Source organism: Streptomyces sp. NPDC111520 (assembly GCF_055635295.1).
Genome location: NZ_JBVKBW010000001.1, coordinates 397,379 through 421,545, shown reverse-complemented (window position 1 = coordinate 421,545; position 24,167 = coordinate 397,379). Strand labels below are relative to the sequence as shown.

Genomic DNA, 24,167 nt, shown 5'->3' with positions numbered 1-24,167 from the left:
ATCCCCTGTAGCTCAATTGGCAGAGCAGCCGGCTGTTAACCGGCAGGTTACTGGTTCGAGTCCAGTCGGGGGAGCTCGCGCTCCTCTATCCCCTGTAGCTCAATTGGCAGAGCAGCCGGCTGTTAACCGGCAGGTTACTGGTTCGAGTCCAGTCGGGGGAGCAGCGGCCAAGGACCCCCTCGGGGGTCCTTTTTCGTACCCCCGGGAACCGATCGTACGGTGATCGCAGTCCACCAGGTGGTGCGTCTGTGACCCGCGAGGGCGACAGATCGTATGAGCAGCTATGCTGCGGCAGACGGCGTGCACGGGATGGTGACGGCGCGCCGTACGGGGCGGTAGCTCAGCCGGTTAGAGCAGCGGACTCATAATCCGTCGGTCGTGGGTTCGAGTCCCACCCGCCCCACCAAGGGCCGTGGGCCCGCAGGTTCAGGACCTGCAGCGGGATAACGAACGAAGCCCCTCCGGGTCACCCGGAGGGGCTTCATCGCTCGTCAGCCGGCCTGCTCCCGGGCCGAGTTGCCGGCCGTTCCGCCCGACGGGCCGTCACCCCATTCGGCCGCCCGGCGACATGCGGCGGTCAGCGGGGGCCGGTGTGGAGCGGGGCGGGCGCGCGCCGGACGCACGCCTCGGCGTCGGCGCAGAGGACGAGGATGCCGCCCGGGCCCGAACCGGTCTCGACGAGGTGGGAGACGCCGTCCTCGGTGTACGTCCGGCAGCGCGCGCAGGTGCCGGTGACCCGGTCGCCGGTGGTGCTCATCGCGGGCCCTCCCGGTGGCAGGAGCAGCGGCAGCGCGGCGTGACGAGGATGCCCGGGTGCCCGGGCAGCGGGTGGTCGTCCAGTCGCCTGCACTGGCGGTGCAGCTCCTCGTGCTCCGGGCGCTTCGCCAGTTCGCAGTGCTCGGACAGGCGGGCCGCGGCGGCCTCCGCCCCTCGTGCGCGCAGGTGGACACCGTCGTCCATGTCGACCCCTTCCGGCCGGCCGTGCCCCGTCGTCAGCGGGCGCGAGGCTTTCCGCGGCCGACGATACTCCTAGTGCGGGGTAGTACACCACCGTATTGCGCGGATCGCGGGCGAGTGGGGCGCATGTCTACGGTGCACTCATGATCGACGAGTGGGCCGAGGACCGACCCAAGTGGGAGCAGATCGCCGACGTGATCCGAGCGCGGATCGCCGACGGGACCTACCCGCCGCGGTCCCGGGTGCCGTCGGTGCAGCAGCTCGTCGCCGACACCGGCGTCGCCGTCGACACCGCGCAGAAGGTCCTGGCGAACCTGCGCGAGGAGGGCGTGATCTACACCGTCCGCGGCCTGGGCTCCTTCGTCGCGGAGCCGGACGAGGGCTGAACCCGGCTGTTCGGACTCCCTTCCCGTCCGCGCGAAGGCGCCCCCGGCCCGGCCGGGGACCGGCGGGCAGGGGGCGCGTCGCGGGGGAGGCGTCGGCGGACGGGGCGTCAGACCGAGGAGAGGCCGATCGCGCGGTCGGCGTCCGCGGGGCGCAGGACGCGGAGGATGCCCTCCAGGAGGTAGTAGTCGGCGTAGGGGACGGAGACCTCGACGCCGTCCTCGGCCGGGCGGTTGCGGGTGCAGCGGGCGACGACGGCCTGGGCGCGGGTCGAGCGGGTCGTCAGGCAGGTGCGGGAGAGGGCGAGGAGCAGGCGCAGGGCGCTGTCGCGGTAGCGCGCCGTGCCGGTGGCCGCGGCCAGGTCGAGCAGGCCGCAGGCCAGGACCGCGCCGGCCGAGGCGTCCTTGACGTCGTTCGGCTGCTGCGGGGCGAGGTAGTCCCAGACCGGTACGTGATCGGGCGTCAGCGCGCCGAGCGAGAAGTCGGCGAGCCTGCGGGCGGTGGCGAGGAAGGTGGGGTCGCCGGTCCGGCGGAACATCGTGGTGAAGCCGTAGACGCCCCAGGCCTGACCGCGGGACCAGCAGGAGGAGGGGCTGTAGCCCTGCACGGTGTTCGGGCCGAGCGGGGCGCCGGTGGCCGGGTCGAAGTCGAAGACGTGCGGGGACGAGCCGTCGGGGCGGAGGAAGTGGCGCTGGGTCGTGCGCGCGTGCGCGACGGCGACGTCGAGGTAGGCCGGGTCCCCGGTCTGCCGCGCGGCGAAGGCCAGCAGGTCCAGGTTCATCATCGTGTCCATGATCACCCGGCCCGCGTTGTTCGCGCTGCCGAGCGCGCCCCAGGCCCGGATGAAGCGGCCCGCCGTGTTGTACCGCTTGCTCAGGCTGGAGGCCGCCTGTAGCGCGCCGTCGCGCCACTTGGGGTCGCCGGTGAGCCGCCAGGCGGTCACCCAGGACGGGTAGAAGAGGAAGCCGAGGTCGTGCGTGCCGGTGTCGGTGCGCCGGGGGGCGAGCCGGTCGGCGGCGGCGAGGGCGAGGGAGCGGAACTGCGCGTCGCCGCTGTGCAGCCACGCCATCCACAGCGTGCCGGGCCAGAAGCCGCCGACCCAGTCGCCGCCCGCGGAGTAGGTCCACTTCTCGAACTTCGTGATGACGGGGAACGAGGTCACGCCGGGTGCGACGGCGCGCAGCTTCGCCACGGCGTAGTCCGCCGCCTCCCGTAGTGCGCGGAGCGTCGCGGCCGGGTCGTCGGCGTGGGCGGCCGACGTGCCGGCCGCGGCCTGTGCCGGGGGTGTGAGCGCGGTGGTCGCCGCGGCGGCGCCGGCGGCGGAGGTCAGCAGGTGACGCCGGGAGATGCCCATGGGTGCCAGCCCTTCGGAGTGGGGGGCGGTTCACGAGGAGGCCACGGGTCAGCGTGGCATGCCTGTGACATGCCTGTACACCTACGTGGTGTCAGTTCCTGTACATGAACACCGAGTCGGCCACTTTGGCCGGAGGGGCGCTCTTGACGCCCTTCCGGTGCCGCCCTAGGTTCCGGTGGCGCGTTCATGGAGTTGTGCTCTGTTCATGTACACAGACGCAAGGAGAAGAGACATGCGCACCCCCTCAGGCCGGTCCCGGCGCCGCCGCGCAGGCGTCGCCGCCGTCCTCGCGGCCCTCCTCGTCCCGCTGGTCTGCGCCGCGCCCGCCGCGGCCCGGCCGGACGGTCACCACGGCGCGGCCGGCGGGCCCACCGCGGCGCCGCGGACGGTCGTCCTCGACGGGCAGGACCTCGTACGGGCGAAGGCCCGGCTCCGGGACGGTGACCCGCGGGCCCGCCGCGCCCTGCGGGACCTCGTCGGCCAGGCCGACGCGTGGCTGGGGCAGGGTCCGTGGACGGTCGTCGACAAGGACCGCGTCCCGCCCAGCGGCGACCCGCACGACTACTTCAGCCAGGCCCCCTACTGGTGGCCCGGCGCGCCCAGGACCCCGGACAACCCGCAGGGTTGCCCGTACGTGCAGCGCGACGGGGAGCGCAACCCCGAGGTCGACGAACTCACCGACCACGACGAACGGGGCAAGGTCTTCGAGTCGGCCTACGAACTCTCCCTGGCCTGGTATTACACCGGCCGGCGCGCGTACGCGGAGCACGCGGCCCGCATCCTGCGCACCTGGTTCGTCGACCCGGCGACGCGGATGAACCCGAACCTGGGCAACGCCCAGGCGATCCCCTGCCGTTACGACGGACGGGCGATCGGCATCATCGACTTCTCCCAGGGCTTCACCAGCCTCCTCGACGCCACCGCCGTCCTGGACCTGGGCGCCCCCGGCTGGTCGGCGGGCGACCGCGAGGGCATGCGGGCCTGGGAGGACGGCTTCCTCGACTGGCTGCTGGACAGCGACTTCGGCCGGCAGGAGGGCGCCGCCGCCAACAACCACGGCACCTTCCACCACATGCAGGTCGCCGCGCTCGCCGCCGCCACCGGCCGCACCGCGCTCGCCCGGCGGACCGTCAGCGACGCGGGAACCGGGTTGATCGACCCTCAGATCGCCTCTGACGGCGCCCAGCCGCAGGAGCTCGCGCGCACCCGCAGCTGGCACTACTCCACCTTCAACCTGGTGGCCTTCACCCGGCTGGCCGCCGTCGGCGAGCACGTCGGCGTCGACCTGTGGCAGCGCACCGGCCCGGGCGGCGCGTCACTGCGGCAGGCCGTCGGCTTCCTGCTGCCGGCCGCCACCGGCGCCGAACCGTGGCCCCACCCGGAGCTGGACTTTCACGCCTACGCCGCCTCCGACCTGGTGCACGCCGCCGCCGACCACGGCGACCGGCGGGCGCGCGCGGCGCTCGCGGACCTGGAGGCGCCCCCGGGCGGCGACCTGTGGACGCTGCGGCCCGCCCCGGAGCAACTGGACGGCATCACGGGCTGAACGGGGACCGGCCGGGGCCCGGAGGTCCTCCGGATGCGCCATCCGGGTGACTGTGATGTGCTGGGTCTGTCGATGACGGCCCGGCACCGTGATGCGGTGCCCCGGGCCCCGGCTATCCCGCCCCTCTCCAGGGGGCCGGTGATCCGCGCTCCCTCGCAGGCACCGTCGTGTGCCCGGTGCCTCGGGAGCGCCGGCACCGGCAGATCCGAACCACCCGACCCCCGAGGTGGACCCCATGGCTCTCACGAAGAAGCTCGCCACCGCCACGGCCGCCGCGCTCGCGGCGGGGGCCCTGGCCCTCGGCGGTGCCGGCACGGCCGTCGCCGAGGACGGCTGCCACGGTCAGGACGGGCAGGGCGGTTCCGCCTCGCACTGCGCGCCGGACGTCTCGGAGTGGTCCACGGCGGACGTCCAGGAGGCCCTGCAGTCCTTCCTGCAGGCGCACCCGGACATCGCGGCCGATCCCCATGTGCAGGCCTTCGCCGCCCTCGCGACGCAGTGGCTGCAGGCGCATCCCGGGATGACGGCCGACCAGTTGACGGCGGCGCTCGGGCCGGTCGTCTCCTGCCTGACGGCGGGCGGCGCGCCGCAGTCCTGTGTGACGTCGCAGTCCTGACGGCCCCGGCGGAGCGGTCCGATGTCGCCCGAGGGCCCGATGATCCTCGTGACCGGCGCGGCCGGCAGTGTGGGAGGGGTCGGTCGCACGACCGTCGAGTTGCTGAGGGAACGCGGCTTCCCCGTCCGCGCCTTCGTCCACCGGGAGGACGAGCGGGCGGAGCGGCTGCGGGCCACCGGGGCCGAGGTGTCCGCCGGCGACCTGACCCGGACAGCGGACGTCGCGCGGGCCGCGGAGGGGTGCGGCCGGATGTACTTCGGGATGGGCGTGTCGGCGCAGTACCTGCAGGCCGCCGCGACGACGGCGGCCGTGGCCCGCGCCCACGGGGGTCTGGACGTGCTCGTGAACATGTCGCAGATGACGGTCTCCCAGATGGACCTCACCAGTACGACCGAGTCGAAGCAGCAGTGGCAGCAGTGGCTGGCCGAGCAGGTCATGAACTGGTCCGGGGTGCCGGTGTGCCACATCCGGCCGACGGTCTTCATGGAGAACCCGCTCTTCCTCGGGCTCGGCTTCCGCTCGATCACCCGGGACGGCACGATCCGGCTGCCCTTCGGCGACGGGCGGACCTCACCCGTCGCGGCCCGTGACGTGGCCGAGGTGGTCACGGCGGTGCTGACGGACCCGGCGCAGCACGTCGGCCGGGTCCACGAGCTGACCGGTGCGGAGTCCCGCGACATGACCGCGATCGCGGCCGAGTTCACCGAGGTGCTGGGCCGGAAGGTCGGCTACGTCGACGTGCCGTACGAGGAGTGGCTCCCGGAACTGGACGCCCTGGGGCTTCCCGACCACGTGCGGCAGCACATCGCCACCATGGCCCGCCTGCACGCGGCGAACCGCTACGACCGCGCCACCGACGACATCGCGCGGATCCTGGGCAGACCGGCCCACGGCGTCGCGGAGCTGGTCCGGGAGCACCCCGAGGTGTTCGGCTGACGCCGCCGCCGTCAGTGGTCCGCGCAGCAGGGCGTCGGGTTGGGCACCTCGAACGGGGCGAGCCGTCCGCCGACCGCGGGGACCAGCGGCAGGACCAGCTCACCCGCGCGCCACTCGGGGCGGACGTGTCCGCTGGTGAGGATCTCCGCGGACGGCGCGGGCCGCTCGTCCGTGGGGGAGCCGAGCACGACGAGCCGGGTGATCGGGGTGCGGTCCAGCAGTTCGGCCACGGTGACCGTGCCCGTGAGGCCGTCGACACCCGGGTACACCACCGCCCGGCCCGCGGTGCGTGCCCGCGGCCTCGGCCAGGGCGGCCGGGCCGTGGCTGCGGCCGGCCAGGAAGACGCCGAGGCCGGCCGGGGCCCTCCCCGGCGCCGGTCCCGTCCGCGCCTGTCCTCTCCGCCTCCGTGAGCAGGCGCCATGCCGCCTCCGCGACGGCGTGATCCGCCGTCGCCGGCGAGACCGCCGTGTGCGGATCACCGTCGCGTACCAGGTGCCTGCACGCGATGGTGCCGGCGGGGAGGCCGAGCCGGTCCACCGGGTGGTGGACCAGGTGGTCGGCCTCCCTCAGGCCCGGGGAACCGGCGTCGACGCCGAGGACCGTGGGGGCCGTCGTCACGCGGGCAGCACCCCGACCGGGTTGGAGCAGAACCACAAATCCTTCCAGGGGCCGGCGTCGCCCAGGACGTCGATCGCGGACCCGCCGGGTCCACCGCGGCACCGTTGATGCCGACCGCGCCGCGGTTGCCGTCCGTACCGCGCAGGCGGACGTAGAGCGGCTTGTCGACGCGACCCAGGGAGTACGTCAGCCGCACCGCGCCCGTCGAGCGGTCGACCTCGAAGGACTTCACGACCCTGGTGTCCGGGGTGGCGAAGGTGTCCTTGTCGGAGACCCGGCCGGTGACCGCGCCGCGGATCACGTCCACGCGGGCCGGATTCGGCACGAACTGGGCCCGGTTGGGGCCGTTCGCCAGGTCGATGTCGACGACGAGGTCGACCTTGTCGCCGCGGCGCACCCGCAGCATGCCGCCGAGCGTCTCCTCGCGCCCGCCGGAGCGCAGCCCCGCGTCGAGACCGCTGATCAGCCCGCCGTGGTCGACCCAGACGCGGCCCTCGCAGATGCCGTCCATGACCGCGCGGTACGAGAAGCCGTCCGCCCCGACGTGGGTGCGGCTGTACTGGCCGGGCCAGAAGTCGCCGTCGGTCAGGCTGAGGCCGCCGCCGTAGACCGCCGCCGCTCTCCTTTCCGCGGCGCTCGGTCAGGGGCCCGTCGAGGCGGCCGCAGGGGCGGACGAAGCGCCACGAGCCGCCTCTTAAGGTGGGGACATGGCCTCCTCCACTTCGCCGAACGCCGTGCCGGACGCCGTTCCGGACGCCGTTCCGGACACAACGCCGCCCGGGCAGGCTCCCGTCGGCCCCGCCGAGCTGATCGCCGACCCCTACGGGGCGTACGGCAGGCTCCGCGAGGCCGGTCCCGTCCATCGCGTCACCGGCACCGACGGACGTCCCGCCTGGGTGGTCACCCGGTACGAGGACGTGCGCCAGGCGCTCGGCGACCCGCTGCTGTCCCTGGACAAGCGCAACGCCCTGCCCGGCAACTACTCCGGGTTCGCGCTGCCGCCCGCGCTCGACGCCAACCTGCTGAACATGGACCCGCCCGACCACACCCGCATCCGGCGCCTGGTCGCGCAGGCGTTCACCCCGCGCCGCGTCGCGGACCTGCGCGAGCCCGTCCGCCGGACCGCCGTCGAGCTCCTGGACGCCGTCGCACCCGAGGGCCGCGCGGAGCTGATCGCCGCCTACGCCGCGCCGCTGCCGATCCGCGTGATCTGCGACCTGTTGGGCGTCGCCCCCGGCGACCGCCGCGACTTCCGGGGCTGGACGGACGCCCTGGTGGCGCCGGACCCGTCGCGCCCCGCCGCGGCGAAGGAGGCGGTCGCCGCGATGCTCGGGTACTTCGCGCAGCTCATCGCGCGCAAGCGCGCGCACCCCGAGGACGACCTGCTCTCGGCGATGATCGCGGCCCGCGACGACGGCGACCGGCTCAGCGAGGACGAGCTGATGTCGCTGACCTTCCTCGTCCTGTTCGCCGGGTACGAGAACACCGTGCAGCTCATCGGCAACGCCGTCCTGGCGCTGCTGACGCACCCCGCACAGCTGGCGGCCCTGCGGGCCGAGCCGGGCAGGACCGCGGCGGCGGTCGAGGAGCTGACCCGCTGGGACGGGCCGGCGCCGCTGGCCATCCGGCGCTTCCCGCTGGAGGACGTACGCCTCGGCGGCGTCACGATCCCCGCGGGCGAGACGGTGCTGCTGTCACTGGCCGCGGCCAACCGCGACCCCGCCCGTTTCGCCGAGCCCGACCTGCTCGACCTCGACCGCACCGACACCGCGCACCTCGGCCTCGGGCACGGCATCCACTACTGCCTCGGCGCGCCCCTGGCCCGTCTGGAGACCGAGATCGCGCTCACCGAACTGCTGGCCAGGTTCCCCGGGCTCGCCCTCGACGCGGACCCCGCGGAGCTGCGGTGGCGCCCCTCCCTGCGCACCCGGGGCCTGATCGCCCTCCCGGTCCGCTTCTGACCCGCGGTACGGGGCCGGGGTCACCGGCGGGCGGCGACGGTGGCCGCCCCCGCCACCACCAGCGCGCACCCGGTGGCAGCGCCGAGCGCGGCGGGCGGTGAGACCAGGAGCACCATCAGGCCCCCGGTGAGCGCGCCGACCACCAGGGCGGCGACGCTCAGCGCCTGGCGCACGGCCACCCGCCGGTCGTGCGCCGCGGCGCCGGTGTCGCCCAGCAGCCCGACCAGGGTGCGGGTCATCACGGTCGTGGTCAGCCCCGCGATGCCGACGCGTCCCGCCATGGCGTTCTGCACGCCCAACGCCACCGCGCAGACCACCACGAGCACCCGCCGCGGCCCGTCCAGCGCGTGCAGCGCCGTGGCCGAGGCGAGCAGCGCGGTCTCGCACAGGGCGGCCGCGCTCATCAGCGCGACCGGCCGGCCCAGCCGGTACAGCGCCGCCCGGCAGAAGAGGATGCCGACGGCGAAGCCGCCGAGCGCCACCAGCGAGGTGACGACGGAGAACCCGGGTGCCCCGGCCAGGCCCAGGCTGACGAAGACCAGGTTGCCCGTCATGTTCGCCACGAAGACGTGGCCCAGGCTGAGGATGCTCACGGCGTCGACCAGCCCGCTGAGCACGGTGAGCACCAGCAGCAGCACGGTCAGCAGGCGCCGCCCTTCCCCTTCCGGGCCACCGCTCATGTCCAGCCGCCTTCCGCACGGGTTCGGTGCCGCTCCTGGTCAGGATGCACCGGACCGGGGCCCGGAGCAGACTTGTGCGTGTCCGCCCGGACCAGGGCGCGCCCCGACACGAAGGAGCGTGGTGATGGCGCAGCCGCTGCCGCAGCCGGTGCTCAGCCCTCTCACCACGTCCGCGATCTTCCTGGTTGTGACGGTCGACCCCGGCGGCGAGAGCGCCGTCCGGGATCTGCTGGAGGACCTGTCCGGGCTGCAGCGTTCGGTCGGCTTCGGGACCCCGGACGGGCGGCTCAGCTGCGTGGCGGGGGTGGGCTCGAGCGTGTGGGGCCGGCTCTTCTCGGGACCGCGCCCCGCCGAACTGCACCCGTTCACCGAGCTGACCGGGGCCCGCCACCAGGCGCCCGCCACCCCGGGCGACCTGCTGTTCCACATCCGGGCCGCCCGGCTGGACCTGTGCTTCGCCCTGGCCTCCCTGGTGATGGACCGGCTGCGCGGCCACGTCACGGTCCGTGACGAGGTGCATGGCTTCAAGTACCTCGACATCCGCGACCTGCTGGGCTTCGTCGACGGCACCGAGAACCCGGTCGGCCCCGAGGCGACCGAGGCGGTGCTGACCGGCGACGAGGACCCGGACTTCGCGGGCGGCAGCTACGTGGTCGTGCAGAAGTACGTGCACGACCTCGACGCCTGGAACGCCCTGCCCGTCGAGGCGCAGGAGCGGGTGATCGGCCGCAGCAAGCTCGGGAACGTCGAGATGGACGACGACGTGAAGCCGGCCGACTCCCACGTCGCCCTGACCACGATCGTCGAACCGGACGGCACCGAACGGCAGATCCTCCGCGACAACATGCCCTTCGGCCGGGTGGGCACCGCCGAGTTCGGCACGTACTTCATCGGCTACGCCCGGACCCCCGAGGTCACCGAGCGGATGCTGCGCAACATGTTCCTCGGCGAGGGGCAGGCGAGCCACGACCGGATCCTGGACTTCTCCCGGGCCGTGACCGGCACGCTGTTCTTCGCGCCCTCCGCCGACTTCCTGGACGACCTTCCCGATCCCCCTGCCGTCGCGGCCGTCCCGGTCGCGAAGTCGCTGGGGATCGGCGACCTGAGGAAGACCGTCACGCCATGAACAACCTGCACCGGGAACTCGCCCCGATCTCCGAAGCCGCCTGGGACGACCTGGAGGAGGAGGCGCGGCGCACCTTCAAGCGCCATGTCGCCGCCCGCCGGATCGTCGACGTGCCCGAGGCCGCCGGCCCCGGGTTCGCCGGGGTGAACACCGGCCGGCTCGACCCGGTCGAGGCGCCGCACGAGGACGTCGTCGCCCGGGTGCGCCGCGCGCAGCCGGTCGTCGAACTGCGCGTGCCCTTCACGGTCGACCGCGCCGAGGTCGACATCGTGGAGCGCGGCGCCGAGGACGCGGACTGGCAGCCCGTGAAGGACGCGGCCCGGCGCATCGCGTTCACCGAGGACCGGGCGGTCTTCGAGGGGTACGCGGCGGCCGGCATCGCCGGCATCCGCGCGAGCGCGTCCAGCCCACCGCTGAGCCTCCCCGGGGACGTGCGCGACTACCCCGACGCCGTCAGCCAGGCCATCTCGGCGCTGCGCCTCGCGGGCGTCGGCGGCCCGTACACGCTCGCGCTGAGCGCCGACGCGTACACCGCCGTCAACGAGACCTCCCACTACGGCTACCCGGTCCACGCGCACCTGGCCCGGCTCCTGGACGGGGAGATCGTGTGGGCGCCCGCCATCGACGGGGCGTTCCTGCTCTCGACCCGGGGCGGCGACTTCGAACTGCGCATCGGTGAGGACGTGTCCATCGGCTACCTGTCGCACGACGACACGAGCGTGCGGCTGTACTTCCAGGAGTCCCTGACCTTCCTGGTGCACACGGCGGAGGCGGCGGTCGCCCTCACGGCCGCGTGAGGACCGCCGGGTGCGGGTATTCGACCGTTATGACCGGAAAGCACAGGAAGGCATCGCTCTGGCCGCACCGCTCCCGGGTCAGGACCGGCGGTCCCGCCCGCCACGCGGCCCCGCACGGTGTGGACGCCCGCGGCCACGGGAGCGTCCCCGACGAGCTGCCGCCCGCCCACGCCCCAGTGGTGCCCGGTACCCACGTGGACGGCACGGAGGCCCCCCACCACCGCGCGTGAGCGGCCGTGCCGTGCCCGAGCTGCCGGACGTGGAGGCTTTCCGCGGCGTCCTGTCCTCGTACGGAGGCGGGCGGCGCATCGAGCACGTCGAGGTCGCCGATCCGTCGGTGCTGCGCGGAGTGGGGGCGACCCGGTTGCGCCGGGCGCTGGAGGGGCGCCGGTTCGGCACGCCGAGGCGGCACGGCAAGTGGCTGATCGCCCCCACCCGCGAGGGCCCCGTGCTGCTGATCCACTTCGGCATGACCGGTCTCCTGATGCGCTGTTCCCCGAGCCGGCCGCGGCACCCGCACGATCGTCTCCTGCTCACCCTCTCCGGCGGACGCGGACTGCGCTATCGCGACCAGCGCAAACTGCAGGGCCTGCGCCTCGTCGACACGGAGGAGGCCGTCGCCGACGCCTTGGCGGGCCAGGGGCCCGACGCCCTGGAGGTCGACCGCCGCCGGTTCGCCGAACTGCTCGCGGGGCGGCGGGGCCGCATCAAGGCCGTGCTGATCGACCAGTCCGTCGTCGCCGGCCTCGGCAACCTGCTCGCCGACGAGATCCTGTGGCGGACGCGAACGCCGCCCACGCGCCCCGCCGCCTCGCTCGACGAGCAGGAGTGCGACCGGCTGCGCACCGCGATGCGGCGCGTCCTGCGCTCCGCCGTCGGCGCGGGGTGCGTGCCGGCCCGCCGCTCCTGGCTCACCGGCCATCGGGACGGCCCCGCCCCGGGCTGCCCGCGCTGCGGGGGCCGGCTGCGCCGGGACCGGATCGCCGGACGGACGACCGTCTGGTGCCCCCTCTGCCAGCAGGCCTGACGACGTGTCCGGGTGCCGTGGCGCCGGTGCCGGAGCGCCCGCTGACGGGGCCTCACGAAGTGTGCCCCCGTCCGGGTGGAGCGCACCGGGAGGGCGTGACACGTTCCGTCACCGCGGGGACCGATTGTGTGATTATTCGGCCCGCTCGGTTGGAGGTAGTCCCCCCATGAAACCAGTGACGGAACGTCAGTCCGGCCACCGCGCCGCGGAGGTGCGCACCCGATGACGATGCACACCGAGAACGAGATCGTCATCGACGCACCCCTGCGGTACGTGTGGCTGCGGACCAACGACGTCGCCGGCTGGCCCGGCCTCTTCAGCGAGTACGCCGAGGCCGAGATCATCTCCCGGGAGGGCGACACCACCCGCTTCCGCCTCACCATGCACCCCGACGAGAAGGGCCGCGTCTGGTCCTGGGTGTCCGAGCGCACCGCCGACCCCGCCACCCGCACCGTGCGGGCGCGGCGGCTGGAGACCGGCCCGTTCGAGTTCATGAACATCTACTGGCAGTACGAGGAGCTCGGCCCGGAGAGCACCCGCATGCGCTGGCTGCAGGACTTCCGGATGAAGGTGGACGCGCCCGTCGACGACGAGGGCATGCGGCAGCGCATCAACAGCAACTCCCGCGTCCAGATGCAGCTCATCAAGGACCGCCTGGAGTCCCGCCGCATCCGGCCGCTCGGCACCCTGGACACGCACGCCGACACCCGCCGCGGCGGCGACATCCGCACCCTGCTGACCACCGCCTCGGTCGGCACCACGGACGGGTTCTGCGGCATGGTCACCGTCGGCCCCGGCGAGGCCGTCGCCGAGCACTACCACCCGTACTCGCAGGAGCAACTGGTCGTCGTCGAGGGCGAGGTGCGGGTCGACCTCGACGGTTCGCCGCGCAGCGTCGCCGCCAACGAGGCGCTGCTCGTGCCGCGCGGGGTCCGCCACCGGCTGGTGAACACCTCGGGCGCCGTGGCCCGCGCCGTGTTCTTCCTGGCGCCGCTGGCTCCGCGCCCCGACCTCGGGCACGTCGACACCGAGACCCGCGAGGAGGCCGCCGCCATCGCGCGCGCCGCCGCCGCGACGGGACCCGCGACGGAGGGCCCGCCGCCGGGCCGCGAACTGGTCGACCGGTGACCGCGGGCCGTACCGCGCGCAGGGTGGTGGTGACGGGCGTCGGAGCCGTCGCCGCCGGCGGCGTCGGGCGGGAGGCGTTCTGGGAGCGGATCGTCGGGGGCAGGCCGGCGATCCGCCGGATCACCCGCTTCGACCCCTCGCGGTACCGCTCGCGGATCGCCGCCGAGGCCGACTTCGACCCCCTGGCGGCCGGGCTCACCCCGCGGGAGATACGCCGCAACGGCCGCTTCGCCCAGTTCGCGCTCGCCGCCGCCGCCGAGGCGCTCGCCGACAGCGGACTGCGCACGGAGGACGAGGACACCGACCGCGCCGGGGTCTGCCTCGGCACCGCCGTCGGCGCCACCGTCACCCTGGAGGACGAGTACGTCGTCGCCAGCGACGGCGGCCGGCACTGGGAGGTCAGCCCCGACCACGGCATGCCCTTCCTGCACCGGGCGATGCACCCCTCCTCGGCCGCCGCCGAACTCTCCCTCCGGTACGGCCTGCACGGCCCGTCCTCGGTCGTCTCCACCGGCTGCACCTCCGGCGTCGACGCGATCGGCTGCGCCTTCCGCACGCTCAGCGACGGCGAGGCCGACATCATGCTGGCGGGCGCGGGGGAGGCGCCCATCTCCCCGGTCACGGTGGCCTGCTTCGACGCCATCGGCGCCACCACCGCCTTCGCCGGCGACCCCGAGTCGGCACCGGCGCCCTTCGACGCCCGCCGCGACGGCTTCGTGCTCGGCGAGGGCGGCGCCGTGCTCGTCCTGGAGGAACTGGGGCACGCCGTCGCCCGGGGCGCGTCCGTGTACTGCGAGGTCCGAGGCTGGGAACACCGCACCGGCGCCTACCACATGACCGGTCTGCGCCCCGACGGCTACGACCTGAGCGAGGCGATCATCTCCGCCATGTCGGAGGCCGGCATCGCCCCGTGGCAGCTCGACTGGATCAGCGCGCACGGCTCCGGCACGGTGCAGAGCGACCGTTACGAGACCGCCGCCTACAAGCGCGCCCTCGGCGAGTACGCGCCCAAGGTGCCGGTCAGCTCCGTCAAGTCCGTCATCGGGCACTGCCTCGGCGCGGCGGGGGCCCTGGAGATGGCCGCCTGTGCCCTCGCCGTGCGGCGGGGGGTGATCCCGCCGACCGCCAACCTGCTGCGGCCCGACCCGCAGTGCGACCTCGACTACACGCCGGTCCTCGCCCGCGAACGGCGGGTGCGGCACGCGCTGTCGGTGGCCTGCGGCCTCGGCGGTTTCCAGTCGGCGATGGTCTTCTCGGCCCTGGGGCCGGACGCGGAACGGGAGGCGGAGGCATGACCACACGCGCGGTCCTCAGCGGGCTCGGGGTCGTCGCCCCCACCGGTGTGGGCGCCCGGCCCTACTGGCGGGCCACCGTCGCCGGGCGCAACGGCATCCGTCCGATCGGCAGGCCCGACGCGAGCCGCTCCCCGGTGGTGCTGGCCGGGGAGGTCACGGGGTTCGACACCACCCGCTGGATCGACGACCGGCTCCGCGCCGAGACCGACCGCTGGACCTGGTTCGCGCTGGCCGCAGCCGAGATGGCGCTGGCCGACGCGGCGCTGCGGCCCGCCGACCACCCCCCGTTCCACCTGTCGGTGGTCACCTCCAGCGGCTCCGGCGGCAACGAGTCCGGCCAGCGGGAGACCCACGCGCTGTGGGCGTCGCGGCAGCCCGGCGAGGCCGACGCCCACCAGTCCATCGCCTGGTTCCACGCGGCCGGTGCCGCCCAGATCTCCATCCGGCACGGGCTGACCGGCGGCTGCGGCGTCGTCGCCGCGGACGGCGCGGGCGGTCTGGACGCGCTCAAGCACGCCTGGCGGCTGCTGCGGCGCGGCGGCAAGGCCGTGATCGTCGGCGGCACCGAGGCGCCGCTGTCGCCCTACGCCCTGGCCTGCCAGTCCACCCTGCCCACCGTGCACCGCGGCACCGACCCCGAACGGGCCTACCTGCCCTTCAGCCCGCACGCCTCGGGGTTCGTCCCTGGGGAGGGCGGCGCCCTGATGGTCCTGGAGGAGAAGGCGCACGCCGCCGAACGCGGGGTGCGCGGCTACGCCGAACTGCTCGGCCACGCCGCCACGCACGACGCCCACCACCACACGGCCCCCGCGGCCGACGGCGTCCAGTTGGCCCGGGCCGTCACCACGGCACTGGAGCAGGCCGGCCGCGGCCCCGGGGACGTGGACGTGGTCTTCGCCGACGGCGCCGGCGACCCCGCCGGGGACGCGGCCGAGGCGGCGGCGCTGCGGCGGGTGTTCGGCGACCGGCTGGCGGAGGTCCCGGTCACGGTGCCCAAGGCGGGCGTCGGCCGGCTCACCTCGGGCGCGGGCGCCCTGGACGCGGTCACCGCCGCCCTCGCCCTGCGCACCGGGGTCGTCCCGCCCACCCGCGGCGGCGACGCGCGGGCCGCCCGGGAGCGGTATGGCATCCGCCTGGTGACCCGCTGGACGCGGCCGGAGCGGCTGACGACGGCCGTGGTCCTCGCCCGGGGGACCGGCGGATTCAACAGCACCGTCGTCCTGGGGTCGTTGGACGCGGACTCCTCGTATTAGCGGCGCGGCCTACGGCCTGGGAGTGAATGAGGGAAAACCTGGAGCAATGCCCGTCACGTCCGCACGGCGGGGGGCGTTGCTCCTGATGTCGGCGTCCGGAGGACGTCGTTGAACTCCCAGAGGAGAAACTCCCCATGCTGAAGAAGGCTCTCGCCTGCGCTTCCCTCGCCGTCGCGGCCACCGGTGCCGTGGTTCCCGCCGCCGTGGCCTCCGACACCTCGGGCGGGAACTACTCGCAGAACGTCAACCTGATCCCCCACCCCTGCCTGGACGTGAAGCGCATCAACGTGCTCAACCCGGTGGCGGTCGACCTGCTGACCGAGACCAGCGGCCAGCAGTGCAACGAGAAGTCGAAGGTCGTCGACGGACACAAGTCCGCGCTGTCGGACCTGATCGACGCCGGCGCCTACCAGAACTGACGGACCGGGCGCACCGAGGGCCCGGCCCCACGGATCTCCGTGGGGCCGGGCCCTTCTCCGTTCTTCGTTCTCCGGCGTCCGGCGCCCGCCCCCGTCCTGCGCGCGCACGAACGGTGGCCGCCCCCGTGTGCCGGGGACGGCCACCGTGGATCCCGCCCGGAATCAGTTCTGGTACGCGCCGACGTCGGCGAGGTCGGACAGCGCGGACTTGTGCGCGTCCACCACGCTGGACTTCTCGTTGCACTGCTGGCCGCTGGTCTCGGTCAGCGCGTCGAGCGCGACGGGGTTGAGGGCGTTGACGCGCTTCACGTCCAGGCACAGGTGCGGCAGGACGTTGACGTTCTGCGAGTAGTTCCCGCCGTGGACGTCGGAGGCCTGTGCGGTCGGCGCGAGGGCCGCGGCGCTGCCGGTGGCGGCCACTGCGAGGGTGGCGCAGGCGAGTGCCTTCTTCAGCATGTTGCGGAGCTCCAGATGGGGTGCGGACGGATGGCCGGGCGCCCGGGGGCGGGCGCTGCCGTCAGGAGTTGATGCAGACGTTGCCGGCCGTGAAGTTCAGCAGCGCGCCGGCGTTGATGCCGTTGCCGCAGATGTTGACCGGGATGTTGACCGGGACCTGGATGACGTTGCCGCTGAGGACACCGGGGGAGCCGACGGCCGCACCCTCGGCCGAGGCGCCGCCGCGGTCGTAGTGGCGGTCCTTGCCGCCGTCGCTTGCGAGCGCGCCGCCCGCACTGCCCATCACCGCGACACCGGCCGCGACGGTCAGCACGGCGGCCTTCGAAAGACGCTTCACGGGTTCTTCCTTTCCTTGGTCACTCACGTGCGGACTGGTCAACGACGCGCGACACGGGGCGGATGCGGAGCGTCACCCGAACAGCGGCCGGAACCGGGCGTCCGGGATGCCGAGCTGATAACCAGAAACCTGGGGGGCCGTCAGATCCCGATACCGGTCAAGGAGCTCCGCAGATGCGAAAGTCCTTGTGGCGGACGGCCTCCGCCGCCCTGACAACCGCCCTCCCCGCCCTCGCCCTCGCGGCCCCCCACCCGAGCGCGGCGGAACCGCTGCCCCGCACCCCCGGGGCGATCCCGGACCAGTACGTCGTGACGCTGGACCCCGGCACCGCACCGCACACCGTCCTCGAAGGGCTGGGCGTCCAGCCGCTCTTCACCTACCGGCACGCGCTGACCGGCTTCACCGCCCGGCTCACCCCGGACCAGGTGCAGCGGGTCCGCGCCGCGTCCGGGGTGGACGAGGTGGAGCAGGACGCGGTGGTCGCCATCCCGCTCGGGGAGGACGCCCCCGCCGACAGCGACCTGGAACCCCCCTACCCCGGCGGCCTCCCGGGCGAGCCGGCCGGCCCCGTCGACTTCCCCCAGGACACCGGCGCACCCGGGGCGGCCCTTCCGGCGGGCCCGGGTGCCGGGCCGCTCCCCGTGCCGTACGAGCAGCCGCCGGAACAGTCCCCCGAGCAGGCGGTGCCGGAACTGTCCGGCCCGGACCCGGCGGCTCCGTACGGGACCTCCCCGGATCTGACGGTGCCGTTCCAGGTGGTGCCGGAGCCGGCCGGGCCGGGGCAGGAGCCGCCCGGGCAGGAGCCGCCCGGGCAGTCCTCGCCGGTTCCCGCGGCGCCGGGGACGTCCGTCGCCCCGGGGCCCGGGACCGAGCCGGTCCTGGTCCCGCAGGCCGTACCCGGTCCGGTCACGCCCTCGGCCCCGGTGCCCGACTCCTCCGGGCCCCGCTCCAGGGGGCTGCGCGGCCTGGGCGGTTTCACGCCCTGGGGCCTGACCCGGATCAACAACCGGGCCCTCGGCGGCACCGGCTTCGAGGTGCGGGCCACCGGCGCCAAGGTCACCTCGTACATCGTCGACAGCGGCATCGAGTTCTCCCACCCGGACTTCGGCGGCCGTGCGGTGCCCGGGTACGACGCGATCGGCGACGGCCTGGACGGCGGGGACTGCAACGGCCACGGCACCCATGTGGCGGGCGTGGTCGGCGGCAGCTACACCGGTGTCGCGCGCAAGACGACGCTGGTGTCGGTGCGGGTCTTCCCGTGCGCCGGGCGCACCTCCACCTCCGCGGTGATCGCGGGCATCGACTGGGTCGCCGGTCACGCGAAGAAGCCCGCCGTGGCGAACCTGTCGCTCTCCGGGCGCTGGTCCCTGGCGGCCAACCGGGCCGTCGAGGGCCTGGCCGCGGCCGGGGTGTTCCCCGTCGCCGCGGCCGGGAACGACAACCTCAACGCGTGCTTCGTCTCGCCGGCGAGTTCGCGGACGGCCTTCACGGTCGGGGCGATCGACCAGGAGGACCGCCGCGCCTGGTTCAGCAACTGGGGCACCTGCGTCGACATCCACGCGCCGGGCATGGGCATCCTGTCGGCGTACCTCAACGGGAGCTTCCGCGACATGGACGGCACCTCGATGGCCGCCCCGCACGTCACCGGGATCGCGGCCCTGTACAAGGACACCCACGGCGACACGTCCTTCACGGCGCTCAGCGCGTGGCTGACCGGGCACGCCGTCCGCAACGTGCCCATCGACGGCGGCTTCGGCACCGCGCGGCTGTCGGCCTTCACCAACGACCTGTGACGTGGCGGGGCCGCCGGAGGACGGTGTCCTCCGGCGGCCCCGGGTGGTGCGGCGGTGTGCGTCAGCCGTTGATGCAGACGTTGCCCGCGGTGGGGTTGAGCAGGCCGACCGCGTTCAGGCCGTTGCCGCAGACGTTGATCGGGATGTTGATCGGTACCTGGATGACGTTGCCGCTCAGGATGCCGGGGGAGCCGACGGCGATGGCACGGGCGTTGGCGCCGCTGCGGCGGTTGCCGTAGCCGTAGCCGTCGAAGCCGTAGCCCTTGCCGTAACCCTTGCCGTAGCCGTGGCCACCGCCCTTGCCGCCGCCGTCGTAGCCGCCGGCGAGGGCGGTGGTGGCGGAACCGAGGACGAGGGCACCGGTGGCGACAGTCAGCGCGACAGCCTTGGAGAAACGCTTCACTTCTGTTCCTTTCGGACTGGAGGGGACCAAAGGTCGTGATCTGATCAACGACCCGATTTGTCCATGGATGCGCATGATCACCCGAATAGTCGTACCGGATTCGGATACGGCATGACGACTCGTCAGTTATTCGGGTTCCCGGCGGCCGTTCGGCGCACCGGGGGCGGCCGGGCCGGGCGGGCGATGTGACGGGAGGTCATGTGCCTCTCGCCGCGATCGCACGTGCGCGACGGCCCAGCCTCCGCACCGTCCGCGCCGCGGTCCCGCCCCGGCTCCGGTGGCCGCCCCGGTGCGGTCGGCCGCCCCGCCTCCGGTGGCCGTCACCCCGCGTCCCCCGCGGGGGATGACGGCGGGGCGGAACGACGGAGAAGCGGGAAGGGGACGGCCACCCGTACCGGGTGGCCGTCCCCTTCCCGCTTCTCAGCCCCTCCTTCAGCGGCGCACCAGGTGCTGCCGCACCGCCGCCATCCGGATGGCGGGACGCTGCCTGGGTGCGCGGTGCCGCCCCTTGGCCGTGCGCCGGGACCGCCGCGCGGCCAGGGCGCCCGCCACCCGGCGCCGCAGCACACTGCACCGCCAGACCACGAGCGGTACCAGGGCGGTCAGCAGTGCGATCGCCGCCCAGGTGCGCATCGCCGCGTGGCCGTGGCCGAGGAGGACCGAGGCGAGCAGCGAACCGGCGAACACGGCCGCCCACAGCAGGTGGACACCGAAGGCGGCGAGCCGGTCCGGGCGGCCCGGGTCGGCCTCGGCCGCGGTGACCGGGCGCGGCCTGCGCCGGAGCGGGGTCGTCACGAGGGCGGGCACGCAGACCGGGCCGGCGACCGCGGCCATCACCGCGCCCGCGACGCCGGAGGAGCCCTTGGGCCGGTGCGGGCTGACGTTGCGTCCGCGGTTGCCGAGGCAGAGGGCGAGCCGCGCCGCGACGGCGGTGCCGTGGAGGGCCAGCCACACCGCGGGGTCGATGGGGGCGACGGAGGCGCCGGGTCCGAGGAAGAGGACGCAGGCGAGCGCGGTGAGGAGCCAGCCGAGGCCGGTCAGGGGGTAGTGGGCGGCCGTCAGCGTGTAGGTGAGCAGGCTGCCGGGGCGCAGCTTCCACGGGGCCTTCCAGAACTGGCGCAGGAGGGACTCGCAGACGCCGCGGCTCCGGCGCCGCTCCCGGCCGAGGAACCCGGCCCAGGTGGACGGTCCGCCGCCGACGGCCACCACGTCAGGGGTGTGCACCGAGCGCCACTTGCGGCCGGTGGCCGGGTTGCGTCGGCTGTGGATCTCCAGCCCGGTGGCCAGGTCGGCGGCGGCGCAGTCGTACACCCCGCCGGCCTGCCGCAGCGCCGAGACGCGGACGACGTCGGCGGCGCCGGTGAACAGGGCGGAGCCGTAGCGGTTGCCGGCCCGCTGGGCGGACGCGTCGACCAGCAGCCGGTGGCTCTCGGCGGCCCTGGCCACGACCGTTCCGTGGTTGCCGGGGACCAGCGGGGCGACGACGAAGGCGACGTCCTGGTCGTGGAAGTAGCCGAGCGTCCGCTCCAGGTAGGTGGGGAGCGGTACCTGGCCGGTGCCGAGGCGGGCGGTGAACTCGTAGGCGTCGCCGTGGGCCTCGAGCCAGGCGTTGTGGGCGCCGTGGCGGGCGCCGGTACGGAAGGCGCCCTTGGGCCGGTTCCAGCGTTCGACGCCCTTGCGGGTGAAGTGCCGTACGCCCAGGGACTCGCAGAGCCGCCGGACCTCCGGGTCGTCGTCCTCGTCCAGCAGCCACACGTCGAGAGGGCCGTCGTGCCGGACGCGCACGGCGCCCTCCAGGGTGGCCCGCACCCGGACCAGGGACTCGTCCCCCGGGTCGGAGGAGGCCAGCAGCGCCACCCGGGTGCCCGGTGCCGGGGCGACCGGGACCGGGTCGCGGGCGACCAGGGTGGCGTGGGCGTGCGAGACGGCGGAGACCAGCCGGAGGAGTTCGACGAGTCCGAGGCAGACCAGCATCGCGATGCCCGCGATGTGCGCCCACTGCGGTACGGCCTCGCGGGCCGCCCAGTGGCGCGGCTGCACGAGCCAGGCCAGCACGCCCAGCGAGGCCAGGGGTGCGGCCGTGAGCAGCAGCCAGGTGCGGACCCGGTGTCCCTCGCGCGCCATCAGGCTGCGGTACCTGACCCGGTACAGCACCCCTGGACGCGGGGGGTCGTTGAGGGGGCCGGCGAGTTTGGCGTGGCGTGCGTAGTCGTGGCGGCGGGGAGCGCCGGCCTCGGGCGCCGGCCGGTCGCCGTCGCCGGTGGCCGGGGAGGGGACGAGCCCGCCTTTCCTGGCGGGCGTCTTGCGCATGCTGCTGGGCGTGATCGTCACGGCGACCCCGTAGGAGGAGAGGGAGTGGTGAAGGAATCACCGGAAAGTCGGAAAGTGGGGCAAAGCCCCTGATGGGCACTGAGAAAGTAGCAAACGGCCCTAGAGTTATCTGACAAGCCGACAATCGGCGTGGCGTGGCGCGCGCCCATTGCCCGCTGCGACCTGGCACGGATACGCTGCGTTCGCGATACCGATCGTTATACGGAATCTCGAACAGGCGCCGGAGAGAGCGAGCAGAGATGGGACGTCTCGTACCCGCCGTGACCAGAGCCCTGGACATCCTGGAGCTCTTCCTCGAAGGCGACGGCACGATGTCCGCGCCCGAGATCACCCGCAGGCTGGATCTGCCGCGCACCACCGTGCACGAGCTGGTGACCACCCTCGCCGCGCGCAACTACCTGGTGCCGCAGCCGGGCCAGACCGGCCGCTACCGGCTGGGCGTGCGCACGTACCAGCTCGGCAGCCGCTACGCCGAGCAGCTGGACCTCGCCGCCGAGGGCCAGCAGGTGGCCCGCTCGGTCGCGGAGACCTGCGACGAGACGGTGCACGTGGCGATCCTGGAGGGCACCGACGTCATCTACATCGCCAAGGTGGACAGCACCCACGCGGTGCGGATGGTGTCGGCGGCCGGACGCCGGCTGCCCGCGCACTGCACCTCCGTCGGCAAGATGCTGCTGGCCTCGCTGCCGCCGGACGACCTCGACCGGCGGATGCCCGTGGACGGGCCGCTGCCCGCGATGACCGAGCACAGCATCACCACGGCCGGTGAACTGCGGCGCCAGCTCGACGCGGTGCGCGAGCGGGGCGTCGCCGTCGAACGGCGCGAGTCCAACCCCGACGTCTCCTGCGTCGCCGCCCCGGTCCGCAACTCGGCGGGGCGGGTGGTGGCCGCGCTCAGCATCTCGGTGCCGATGATCCGCTGGAGCGAGGAACGCCGGGCCGAACTGGAGGAACTGGCCGTCAAGGGCGCCGCCGAGCTGTCCGAGCGCCTCGGCCACCGGGGCGGTGCGCGGTGAACGGGGTCGAACTCGCCCTGAAGGCCGGGGCACGGCTCGGCGAGGGACCCACCTGGGACCCGGTCGGCGCGCGGCTGCTGTGGGTGGATATCCTCGCCTCCCGGGTGCACTGGTACGACCCGGCGGGCGGCGGCGGGACCGTGATGGCGACCGGGCAGCACGTCGGCGCGGCCAAGCCGCGCACGGCCGGCGGCGTGGTCGTCAACCTGCGCGACGGCGTGGGGCTGTACGACGCGGACGGCGCCTTCCGCTGGCTGCACCGCGACCCCGTACCCGGCCGGCGGGCCAACGACGCCGCCGTCGACACCGCGGGCACCCTGTGGGCCGGCACCATGCGCTACGACGAGGCGCCCGGCGGCGGCACCCTGCGCCGGGTGGCGCCGGACGGCACGGTCGTACCGGTGCTGGACGACGTCACCGTCAGCAACGGCACCGACTGGAGCCCCGACGGCACCCTGATGTACTACGTGGACAGCCCGACCCGGCGCGTGGACGTGTTCGACGTCGACCCGGACACCGGACTCGTGCGCGGACGGCGGCCGTTCGCGGTCGTCGAGGAGGAAGCGGGTCTCCCCGACGGGCTGACCGTGGACGCCGAGGGCTGCGTCTGGGTGGCCCTGTGGGACGGGGCGGCCGTCCGCCGCTACACCCCGCGGGGCGAGCTGGACCGGGTCGTGGAGGTGCCGGTGCGGCGTCCCACGGCGTGCGCCTTCGGCGGCCCGGCCCTGACGGATCTCTACATCACCTCCGCGAGCACGGGTCTTGACGCCCGGGAGCTGGCGGAACGGCCCCTGTCGGGATCGCTGCTGGTGGTGCCGGGAGCCGGGCAGGGGATGCCCGATGTGCCGTTCGGTGGTTGATTCCGTGGTGGTTCGGGGTTGATTCGGGGCTGTTCGGCGCCCTAAACCCGCATGTCCCGGGTTTCACAGAGGTTTCACGGGATCGACGGGCAACTCATATGTACGTCGTATCGGTGCGTCCCATACGCTGCCGGGGCGATGGACTACTGCGCAGCCTGCCGACGGCACATCAACGGCGCCCTTTCTTGCCCGGGGTGCGGAACGCCCGCCCACCAGCTCGGTGCGCAGGGGCCTGCCGACGCGCCCGCGCGGGAGCCCGCCGACGGCGAGACCGCCGCGTCCGCCGAGGGCGGTCGTGCGGAACGCCGCAAGACCGCCGGGCGTGGCCCGGAGCAGGGCGCCGCGCGCCGCTCCGGCAGCCGGGCCCGCACCCGCCGCGTCCGTACCCGCCGCCGTTCGCGGCTGCTGGTCGGCACCCTGGTGGGCGCCGCCATCGTGCTCGTCGGCTGGAGCGTGGCGGAACTCCCGCTCGCCGGCTACGTGACGGGCGCGAACTCGGCCGCCTCCGACCACGCGCCGAGCGGCGGCTCCTCCCCGAGTGCGACCTCCTCGCCAGGTGGCGACGCCTCCGAGGACCCGGCCGAGCCCGGCTCCGAGGCCTCGGCGTCCGCGAGTGCGAGCACCTCCGCGTCGCCCAGCGTCTCCGAGAGCGCCAAGAAGTCGGCGTCGCCCAAGGTCTCCGCCTCCGCCACGGTCAGTCGTTCACCCGCCGGCTCCGGGGGCACGGCCCCCGCCGGCGGCGGCTCCACCGCCTCGGCCCCGCCGAACTCCGCCCCGGCCTCGTCGCCCGCCACGCACACGCCGAAGCCGACGCCCTCCTGCACGCGTTTCCTGTGGTGGTGCACCTGACGGGCACCGTTCCCGTCCTCCCCG

The 24,167-nt window shown here is 74.3% G+C and carries 26 protein-coding genes, 3 tRNA genes and 1 pseudogene; 20 read left to right on the top strand and 10 right to left on the bottom strand.

Annotated elements, in window-relative coordinates; genetic code table 11:
- Position 1: 1 nt before the first annotated feature.
- The 3 genes from ACZ7MY_RS01995 (at position 2) to ACZ7MY_RS01985 (ending at position 406) form a co-directional block, all read left to right on the top strand.
- A tRNA-Asn gene (locus tag ACZ7MY_RS01995) sits at positions 2 to 74 on the top strand.
- Between the two features lie 14 nt (positions 75 to 88).
- Positions 89 to 161 (top strand) — tRNA-Asn (locus tag ACZ7MY_RS01990).
- Between the two features lie 168 nt (positions 162 to 329).
- A tRNA-Ile gene (locus ACZ7MY_RS01985) sits at positions 330 to 406 on the top strand.
- Between the two features lie 171 nt (positions 407 to 577).
- Here ACZ7MY_RS01985 and ACZ7MY_RS01980 read toward each other — a convergent pair.
- Positions 578 to 757: a hypothetical protein gene (locus ACZ7MY_RS01980; RefSeq protein WP_499598783.1), complete on the bottom strand. Its 180-nt coding sequence runs from the start codon at positions 755 to 757 to the stop codon at positions 578 to 580.
- Positions 754 to 960: a hypothetical protein gene (locus tag ACZ7MY_RS01975; protein WP_499598781.1), complete on the bottom strand. Its 207-nt coding sequence runs from the start codon at positions 958 to 960 to the stop codon at positions 754 to 756. Before ACZ7MY_RS01975 ends, ACZ7MY_RS01980 begins: the two co-directional genes overlap by 4 nt.
- 140 nt (positions 961 to 1,100) lie before the next feature.
- Between ACZ7MY_RS01975 and ACZ7MY_RS01970 the strand changes: the two genes are divergently transcribed.
- The gene (locus tag ACZ7MY_RS01970; protein ID WP_499598779.1) at positions 1,101 to 1,343 is read left to right on the top strand and encodes a GntR family transcriptional regulator; all 243 of its coding nucleotides are present in this window, start codon (positions 1,101 to 1,103) and stop codon (positions 1,341 to 1,343) included.
- A gap of 107 nt (positions 1,344 to 1,450) precedes the next feature.
- Here the strand turns inward: ACZ7MY_RS01970 and ACZ7MY_RS01965 are convergent, their stop codons facing one another.
- Positions 1,451 to 2,695 carry a glycoside hydrolase family 88 protein gene (locus tag ACZ7MY_RS01965; RefSeq protein ID WP_499598777.1) on the bottom strand — a complete coding sequence of 415 codons (1,245 nt, stop codon included), beginning with the start codon at positions 2,693 to 2,695 and terminating at the stop codon, positions 1,451 to 1,453.
- Between the two features lie 232 nt (positions 2,696 to 2,927).
- Here ACZ7MY_RS01965 and ACZ7MY_RS01960 point away from each other — a divergent pair, with 232 nt between their 5' ends.
- The 3 genes from ACZ7MY_RS01960 to ACZ7MY_RS01950 all read left to right on the top strand — a co-directional run bounded on the left by ACZ7MY_RS01960 (position 2,928) and on the right by ACZ7MY_RS01950 (position 5,793).
- The gene (locus ACZ7MY_RS01960; protein ID WP_499598775.1) at positions 2,928 to 4,241 is read left to right on the top strand and encodes an alginate lyase family protein; all 1,314 of its coding nucleotides are present in this window, start codon (positions 2,928 to 2,930) and stop codon (positions 4,239 to 4,241) included.
- Positions 4,242 to 4,476: 235 nt separating this feature from the next.
- A complete protein-coding gene (locus ACZ7MY_RS01955; protein ID WP_499598774.1) occupies positions 4,477 to 4,857 on the top strand; it encodes a hypothetical protein in 381 nt (126 codons plus the stop codon).
- A 21-nt stretch (positions 4,858 to 4,878) separates the two neighbouring features.
- Positions 4,879 to 5,793 (top strand): NmrA family NAD(P)-binding protein, encoded by a 915-nt coding sequence (locus ACZ7MY_RS01950; RefSeq protein WP_499598772.1) that lies wholly within the window; start codon positions 4,879 to 4,881, stop codon positions 5,791 to 5,793.
- 11 nt (positions 5,794 to 5,804) lie between these two features.
- Here the strand turns inward: ACZ7MY_RS01950 and ACZ7MY_RS01945 are convergent, their stop codons facing one another.
- The gene (locus ACZ7MY_RS01945; protein WP_499598770.1) at positions 5,805 to 6,065 is read right to left on the bottom strand and encodes a hypothetical protein; all 261 of its coding nucleotides are present in this window, start codon (positions 6,063 to 6,065) and stop codon (positions 5,805 to 5,807) included.
- A 343-nt stretch (positions 6,066 to 6,408) separates the two neighbouring features.
- Positions 6,409 to 7,022, bottom strand: a pseudogene (locus ACZ7MY_RS01940) (histidinol-phosphatase); the annotation flags it as partial.
- Between the two features lie 97 nt (positions 7,023 to 7,119).
- Between ACZ7MY_RS01940 and ACZ7MY_RS01935 the strand changes: the two are divergent.
- Positions 7,120 to 8,373 carry a cytochrome P450 family protein gene (locus ACZ7MY_RS01935; protein ID WP_499598769.1) on the top strand — a complete coding sequence of 418 codons (1,254 nt, stop codon included), beginning with the start codon at positions 7,120 to 7,122 and terminating at the stop codon, positions 8,371 to 8,373.
- Positions 8,374 to 8,393: 20 nt separating this feature from the next.
- Here ACZ7MY_RS01935 and ACZ7MY_RS01930 read toward each other — a convergent pair whose 3' ends face one another.
- Positions 8,394 to 9,053: a YoaK family protein gene (locus tag ACZ7MY_RS01930; RefSeq protein WP_499598768.1), complete on the bottom strand. Its 660-nt coding sequence runs from the start codon at positions 9,051 to 9,053 to the stop codon at positions 8,394 to 8,396.
- 124 nt (positions 9,054 to 9,177) lie between these two features.
- Here ACZ7MY_RS01930 and ACZ7MY_RS01925 point away from each other — a divergent pair, with 124 nt between their 5' ends.
- The 8 genes from ACZ7MY_RS01925 (at position 9,178) to ACZ7MY_RS01890 (ending at position 16,098) form a co-directional block, all read left to right on the top strand.
- Positions 9,178 to 10,179 (top strand): Dyp-type peroxidase, encoded by a 1,002-nt coding sequence (locus ACZ7MY_RS01925; RefSeq protein ID WP_499598766.1) that lies wholly within the window; start codon positions 9,178 to 9,180, stop codon positions 10,177 to 10,179.
- A complete protein-coding gene (locus tag ACZ7MY_RS01920) occupies positions 10,176 to 10,976 on the top strand; it encodes a family 1 encapsulin nanocompartment shell protein (RefSeq protein WP_499598765.1) in 801 nt (266 codons plus the stop codon). The genes ACZ7MY_RS01925 and ACZ7MY_RS01920 overlap by 4 nt, the downstream gene beginning before the upstream one ends.
- A gap of 29 nt (positions 10,977 to 11,005) precedes the next feature.
- A complete protein-coding gene (locus tag ACZ7MY_RS01915) occupies positions 11,006 to 11,206 on the top strand; it encodes a hypothetical protein (RefSeq protein WP_499598764.1) in 201 nt (66 codons plus the stop codon).
- Positions 11,207 to 11,217: 11 nt separating this feature from the next.
- Positions 11,218 to 12,003 carry an Fpg/Nei family DNA glycosylase gene (locus ACZ7MY_RS01910; protein WP_499599338.1) on the top strand — a complete coding sequence of 262 codons (786 nt, stop codon included), beginning with the start codon at positions 11,218 to 11,220 and terminating at the stop codon, positions 12,001 to 12,003.
- A gap of 222 nt (positions 12,004 to 12,225) precedes the next feature.
- Positions 12,226 to 13,131: a cupin domain-containing protein gene (locus ACZ7MY_RS01905; RefSeq protein ID WP_499598762.1), complete on the top strand. Its 906-nt coding sequence runs from the start codon at positions 12,226 to 12,228 to the stop codon at positions 13,129 to 13,131.
- Positions 13,128 to 14,426 carry a beta-ketoacyl-[acyl-carrier-protein] synthase family protein gene (locus ACZ7MY_RS01900; protein WP_499598760.1) on the top strand — a complete coding sequence of 433 codons (1,299 nt, stop codon included), beginning with the start codon at positions 13,128 to 13,130 and terminating at the stop codon, positions 14,424 to 14,426. Before ACZ7MY_RS01905 ends, ACZ7MY_RS01900 begins: the two co-directional genes overlap by 4 nt.
- Positions 14,423 to 15,679: a beta-ketoacyl synthase N-terminal-like domain-containing protein gene (locus ACZ7MY_RS01895; protein WP_499598759.1), complete on the top strand. Its 1,257-nt coding sequence runs from the start codon at positions 14,423 to 14,425 to the stop codon at positions 15,677 to 15,679. Before ACZ7MY_RS01900 ends, ACZ7MY_RS01895 begins: the two co-directional genes overlap by 4 nt.
- A 134-nt stretch (positions 15,680 to 15,813) precedes the next feature.
- Positions 15,814 to 16,098, top strand: a complete 285-nt coding sequence (locus tag ACZ7MY_RS01890) for a hypothetical protein (protein ID WP_499598758.1) — start codon at positions 15,814 to 15,816, stop codon at positions 16,096 to 16,098.
- Positions 16,099 to 16,260: 162 nt separating this feature from the next.
- Here the strand turns inward: ACZ7MY_RS01890 and ACZ7MY_RS01885 are convergent, their stop codons facing one another.
- Together ACZ7MY_RS01885 and ACZ7MY_RS01880 are read right to left on the bottom strand one after the other, a co-directional pair.
- A complete protein-coding gene (locus ACZ7MY_RS01885) occupies positions 16,261 to 16,554 on the bottom strand; it encodes a hypothetical protein (RefSeq protein WP_499598756.1) in 294 nt (97 codons plus the stop codon).
- 61 nt (positions 16,555 to 16,615) lie between these two features.
- Positions 16,616 to 16,891 carry a chaplin gene (locus ACZ7MY_RS01880; protein WP_499598755.1) on the bottom strand — a complete coding sequence of 92 codons (276 nt, stop codon included), beginning with the start codon at positions 16,889 to 16,891 and terminating at the stop codon, positions 16,616 to 16,618.
- Between the two features lie 173 nt (positions 16,892 to 17,064).
- On the opposite strand from ACZ7MY_RS01880, the gene ACZ7MY_RS01875 reads away from it, so the two are divergent.
- On the top strand, positions 17,065 to 18,684 hold the full coding sequence (locus tag ACZ7MY_RS01875; protein WP_499598753.1) for a S8 family peptidase: 1,620 nt from the start codon (positions 17,065 to 17,067) through the stop codon (positions 18,682 to 18,684).
- Positions 18,685 to 18,745: 61 nt separating this feature from the next.
- Here ACZ7MY_RS01875 and ACZ7MY_RS01870 read toward each other — a convergent pair whose 3' ends face one another.
- Together ACZ7MY_RS01870 and ACZ7MY_RS01865 are read right to left on the bottom strand one after the other, a co-directional pair.
- A complete protein-coding gene (locus ACZ7MY_RS01870; protein ID WP_499598752.1) occupies positions 18,746 to 19,087 on the bottom strand; it encodes a chaplin in 342 nt (113 codons plus the stop codon).
- 432 nt (positions 19,088 to 19,519) lie between these two features.
- Complete coding sequence (locus ACZ7MY_RS01865) at positions 19,520 to 21,418, bottom strand: glycosyltransferase family 2 protein (RefSeq protein WP_499598750.1); 1,899 nt, start codon at positions 21,416 to 21,418, stop codon at positions 19,520 to 19,522.
- A gap of 239 nt (positions 21,419 to 21,657) precedes the next feature.
- On the opposite strand from ACZ7MY_RS01865, the gene ACZ7MY_RS01860 reads away from it, so the two are divergent.
- From ACZ7MY_RS01860 to ACZ7MY_RS01850, 3 genes are all read left to right on the top strand, one after another.
- Positions 21,658 to 22,434, top strand: a complete 777-nt coding sequence (locus ACZ7MY_RS01860) for an IclR family transcriptional regulator (protein ID WP_499598749.1) — start codon at positions 21,658 to 21,660, stop codon at positions 22,432 to 22,434.
- On the top strand, positions 22,431 to 23,294 hold the full coding sequence (locus ACZ7MY_RS01855; RefSeq protein ID WP_499598747.1) for an SMP-30/gluconolactonase/LRE family protein: 864 nt from the start codon (positions 22,431 to 22,433) through the stop codon (positions 23,292 to 23,294). Before ACZ7MY_RS01860 ends, ACZ7MY_RS01855 begins: the two co-directional genes overlap by 4 nt.
- A gap of 138 nt (positions 23,295 to 23,432) precedes the next feature.
- The gene (locus ACZ7MY_RS01850; protein ID WP_499598745.1) at positions 23,433 to 24,143 is read left to right on the top strand and encodes an SCO2400 family protein; all 711 of its coding nucleotides are present in this window, start codon (positions 23,433 to 23,435) and stop codon (positions 24,141 to 24,143) included.
- Positions 24,144 to 24,167 lie beyond the last annotated feature (24 nt).

Excerpts from the sequence above, each read along its gene's own strand:
- ACZ7MY_RS01980 (WP_499598783.1), bottom strand. The coding sequence starts at position 757 with ATGAGCACCACCGGCGACCGGGTCACCGGCACCTGCGCGCGCTGCCGG.
- ACZ7MY_RS01975 (WP_499598781.1), bottom strand. The coding sequence starts at position 960 with ATGGACGACGGTGTCCACCTGCGCGCACGAGGGGCGGAGGCCGCCGCG.
- ACZ7MY_RS01970 (WP_499598779.1), top strand. The coding sequence starts at position 1,101 with ATGATCGACGAGTGGGCCGAGGACCGACCCAAGTGGGAGCAGATCGCC.
- ACZ7MY_RS01965 (WP_499598777.1), bottom strand. The coding sequence starts at position 2,695 with ATGGGCATCTCCCGGCGTCACCTGCTGACCTCCGCCGCCGGCGCCGCC.
- ACZ7MY_RS01960 (WP_499598775.1), top strand. The coding sequence starts at position 2,928 with ATGCGCACCCCCTCAGGCCGGTCCCGGCGCCGCCGCGCAGGCGTCGCC.
- ACZ7MY_RS01955 (WP_499598774.1), top strand. The coding sequence starts at position 4,477 with ATGGCTCTCACGAAGAAGCTCGCCACCGCCACGGCCGCCGCGCTCGCG.
- ACZ7MY_RS01950 (WP_499598772.1), top strand. The coding sequence starts at position 4,879 with ATGTCGCCCGAGGGCCCGATGATCCTCGTGACCGGCGCGGCCGGCAGT.
- ACZ7MY_RS01935 (WP_499598769.1), top strand. The coding sequence starts at position 7,120 with ATGGCCTCCTCCACTTCGCCGAACGCCGTGCCGGACGCCGTTCCGGAC.
- ACZ7MY_RS01930 (WP_499598768.1), bottom strand. The coding sequence starts at position 9,053 with ATGAGCGGTGGCCCGGAAGGGGAAGGGCGGCGCCTGCTGACCGTGCTG.
- ACZ7MY_RS01925 (WP_499598766.1), top strand. The coding sequence starts at position 9,178 with ATGGCGCAGCCGCTGCCGCAGCCGGTGCTCAGCCCTCTCACCACGTCC.
- ACZ7MY_RS01920 (WP_499598765.1), top strand. The coding sequence starts at position 10,176 with ATGAACAACCTGCACCGGGAACTCGCCCCGATCTCCGAAGCCGCCTGG.
- ACZ7MY_RS01915 (WP_499598764.1), top strand. The coding sequence starts at position 11,006 with ATGACCGGAAAGCACAGGAAGGCATCGCTCTGGCCGCACCGCTCCCGG.
- ACZ7MY_RS01905 (WP_499598762.1), top strand. The coding sequence starts at position 12,226 with ATGACGATGCACACCGAGAACGAGATCGTCATCGACGCACCCCTGCGG.
- ACZ7MY_RS01895 (WP_499598759.1), top strand. The coding sequence starts at position 14,423 with ATGACCACACGCGCGGTCCTCAGCGGGCTCGGGGTCGTCGCCCCCACC.
- ACZ7MY_RS01890 (WP_499598758.1), top strand. The coding sequence starts at position 15,814 with ATGCTGAAGAAGGCTCTCGCCTGCGCTTCCCTCGCCGTCGCGGCCACC.
- ACZ7MY_RS01885 (WP_499598756.1), bottom strand. The coding sequence starts at position 16,554 with ATGCTGAAGAAGGCACTCGCCTGCGCCACCCTCGCAGTGGCCGCCACC.
- ACZ7MY_RS01875 (WP_499598753.1), top strand. The coding sequence starts at position 17,065 with ATGCGAAAGTCCTTGTGGCGGACGGCCTCCGCCGCCCTGACAACCGCC.
- ACZ7MY_RS01860 (WP_499598749.1), top strand. The coding sequence starts at position 21,658 with ATGGGACGTCTCGTACCCGCCGTGACCAGAGCCCTGGACATCCTGGAG.
- ACZ7MY_RS01850 (WP_499598745.1), top strand. The coding sequence starts at position 23,433 with ATGGACTACTGCGCAGCCTGCCGACGGCACATCAACGGCGCCCTTTCT.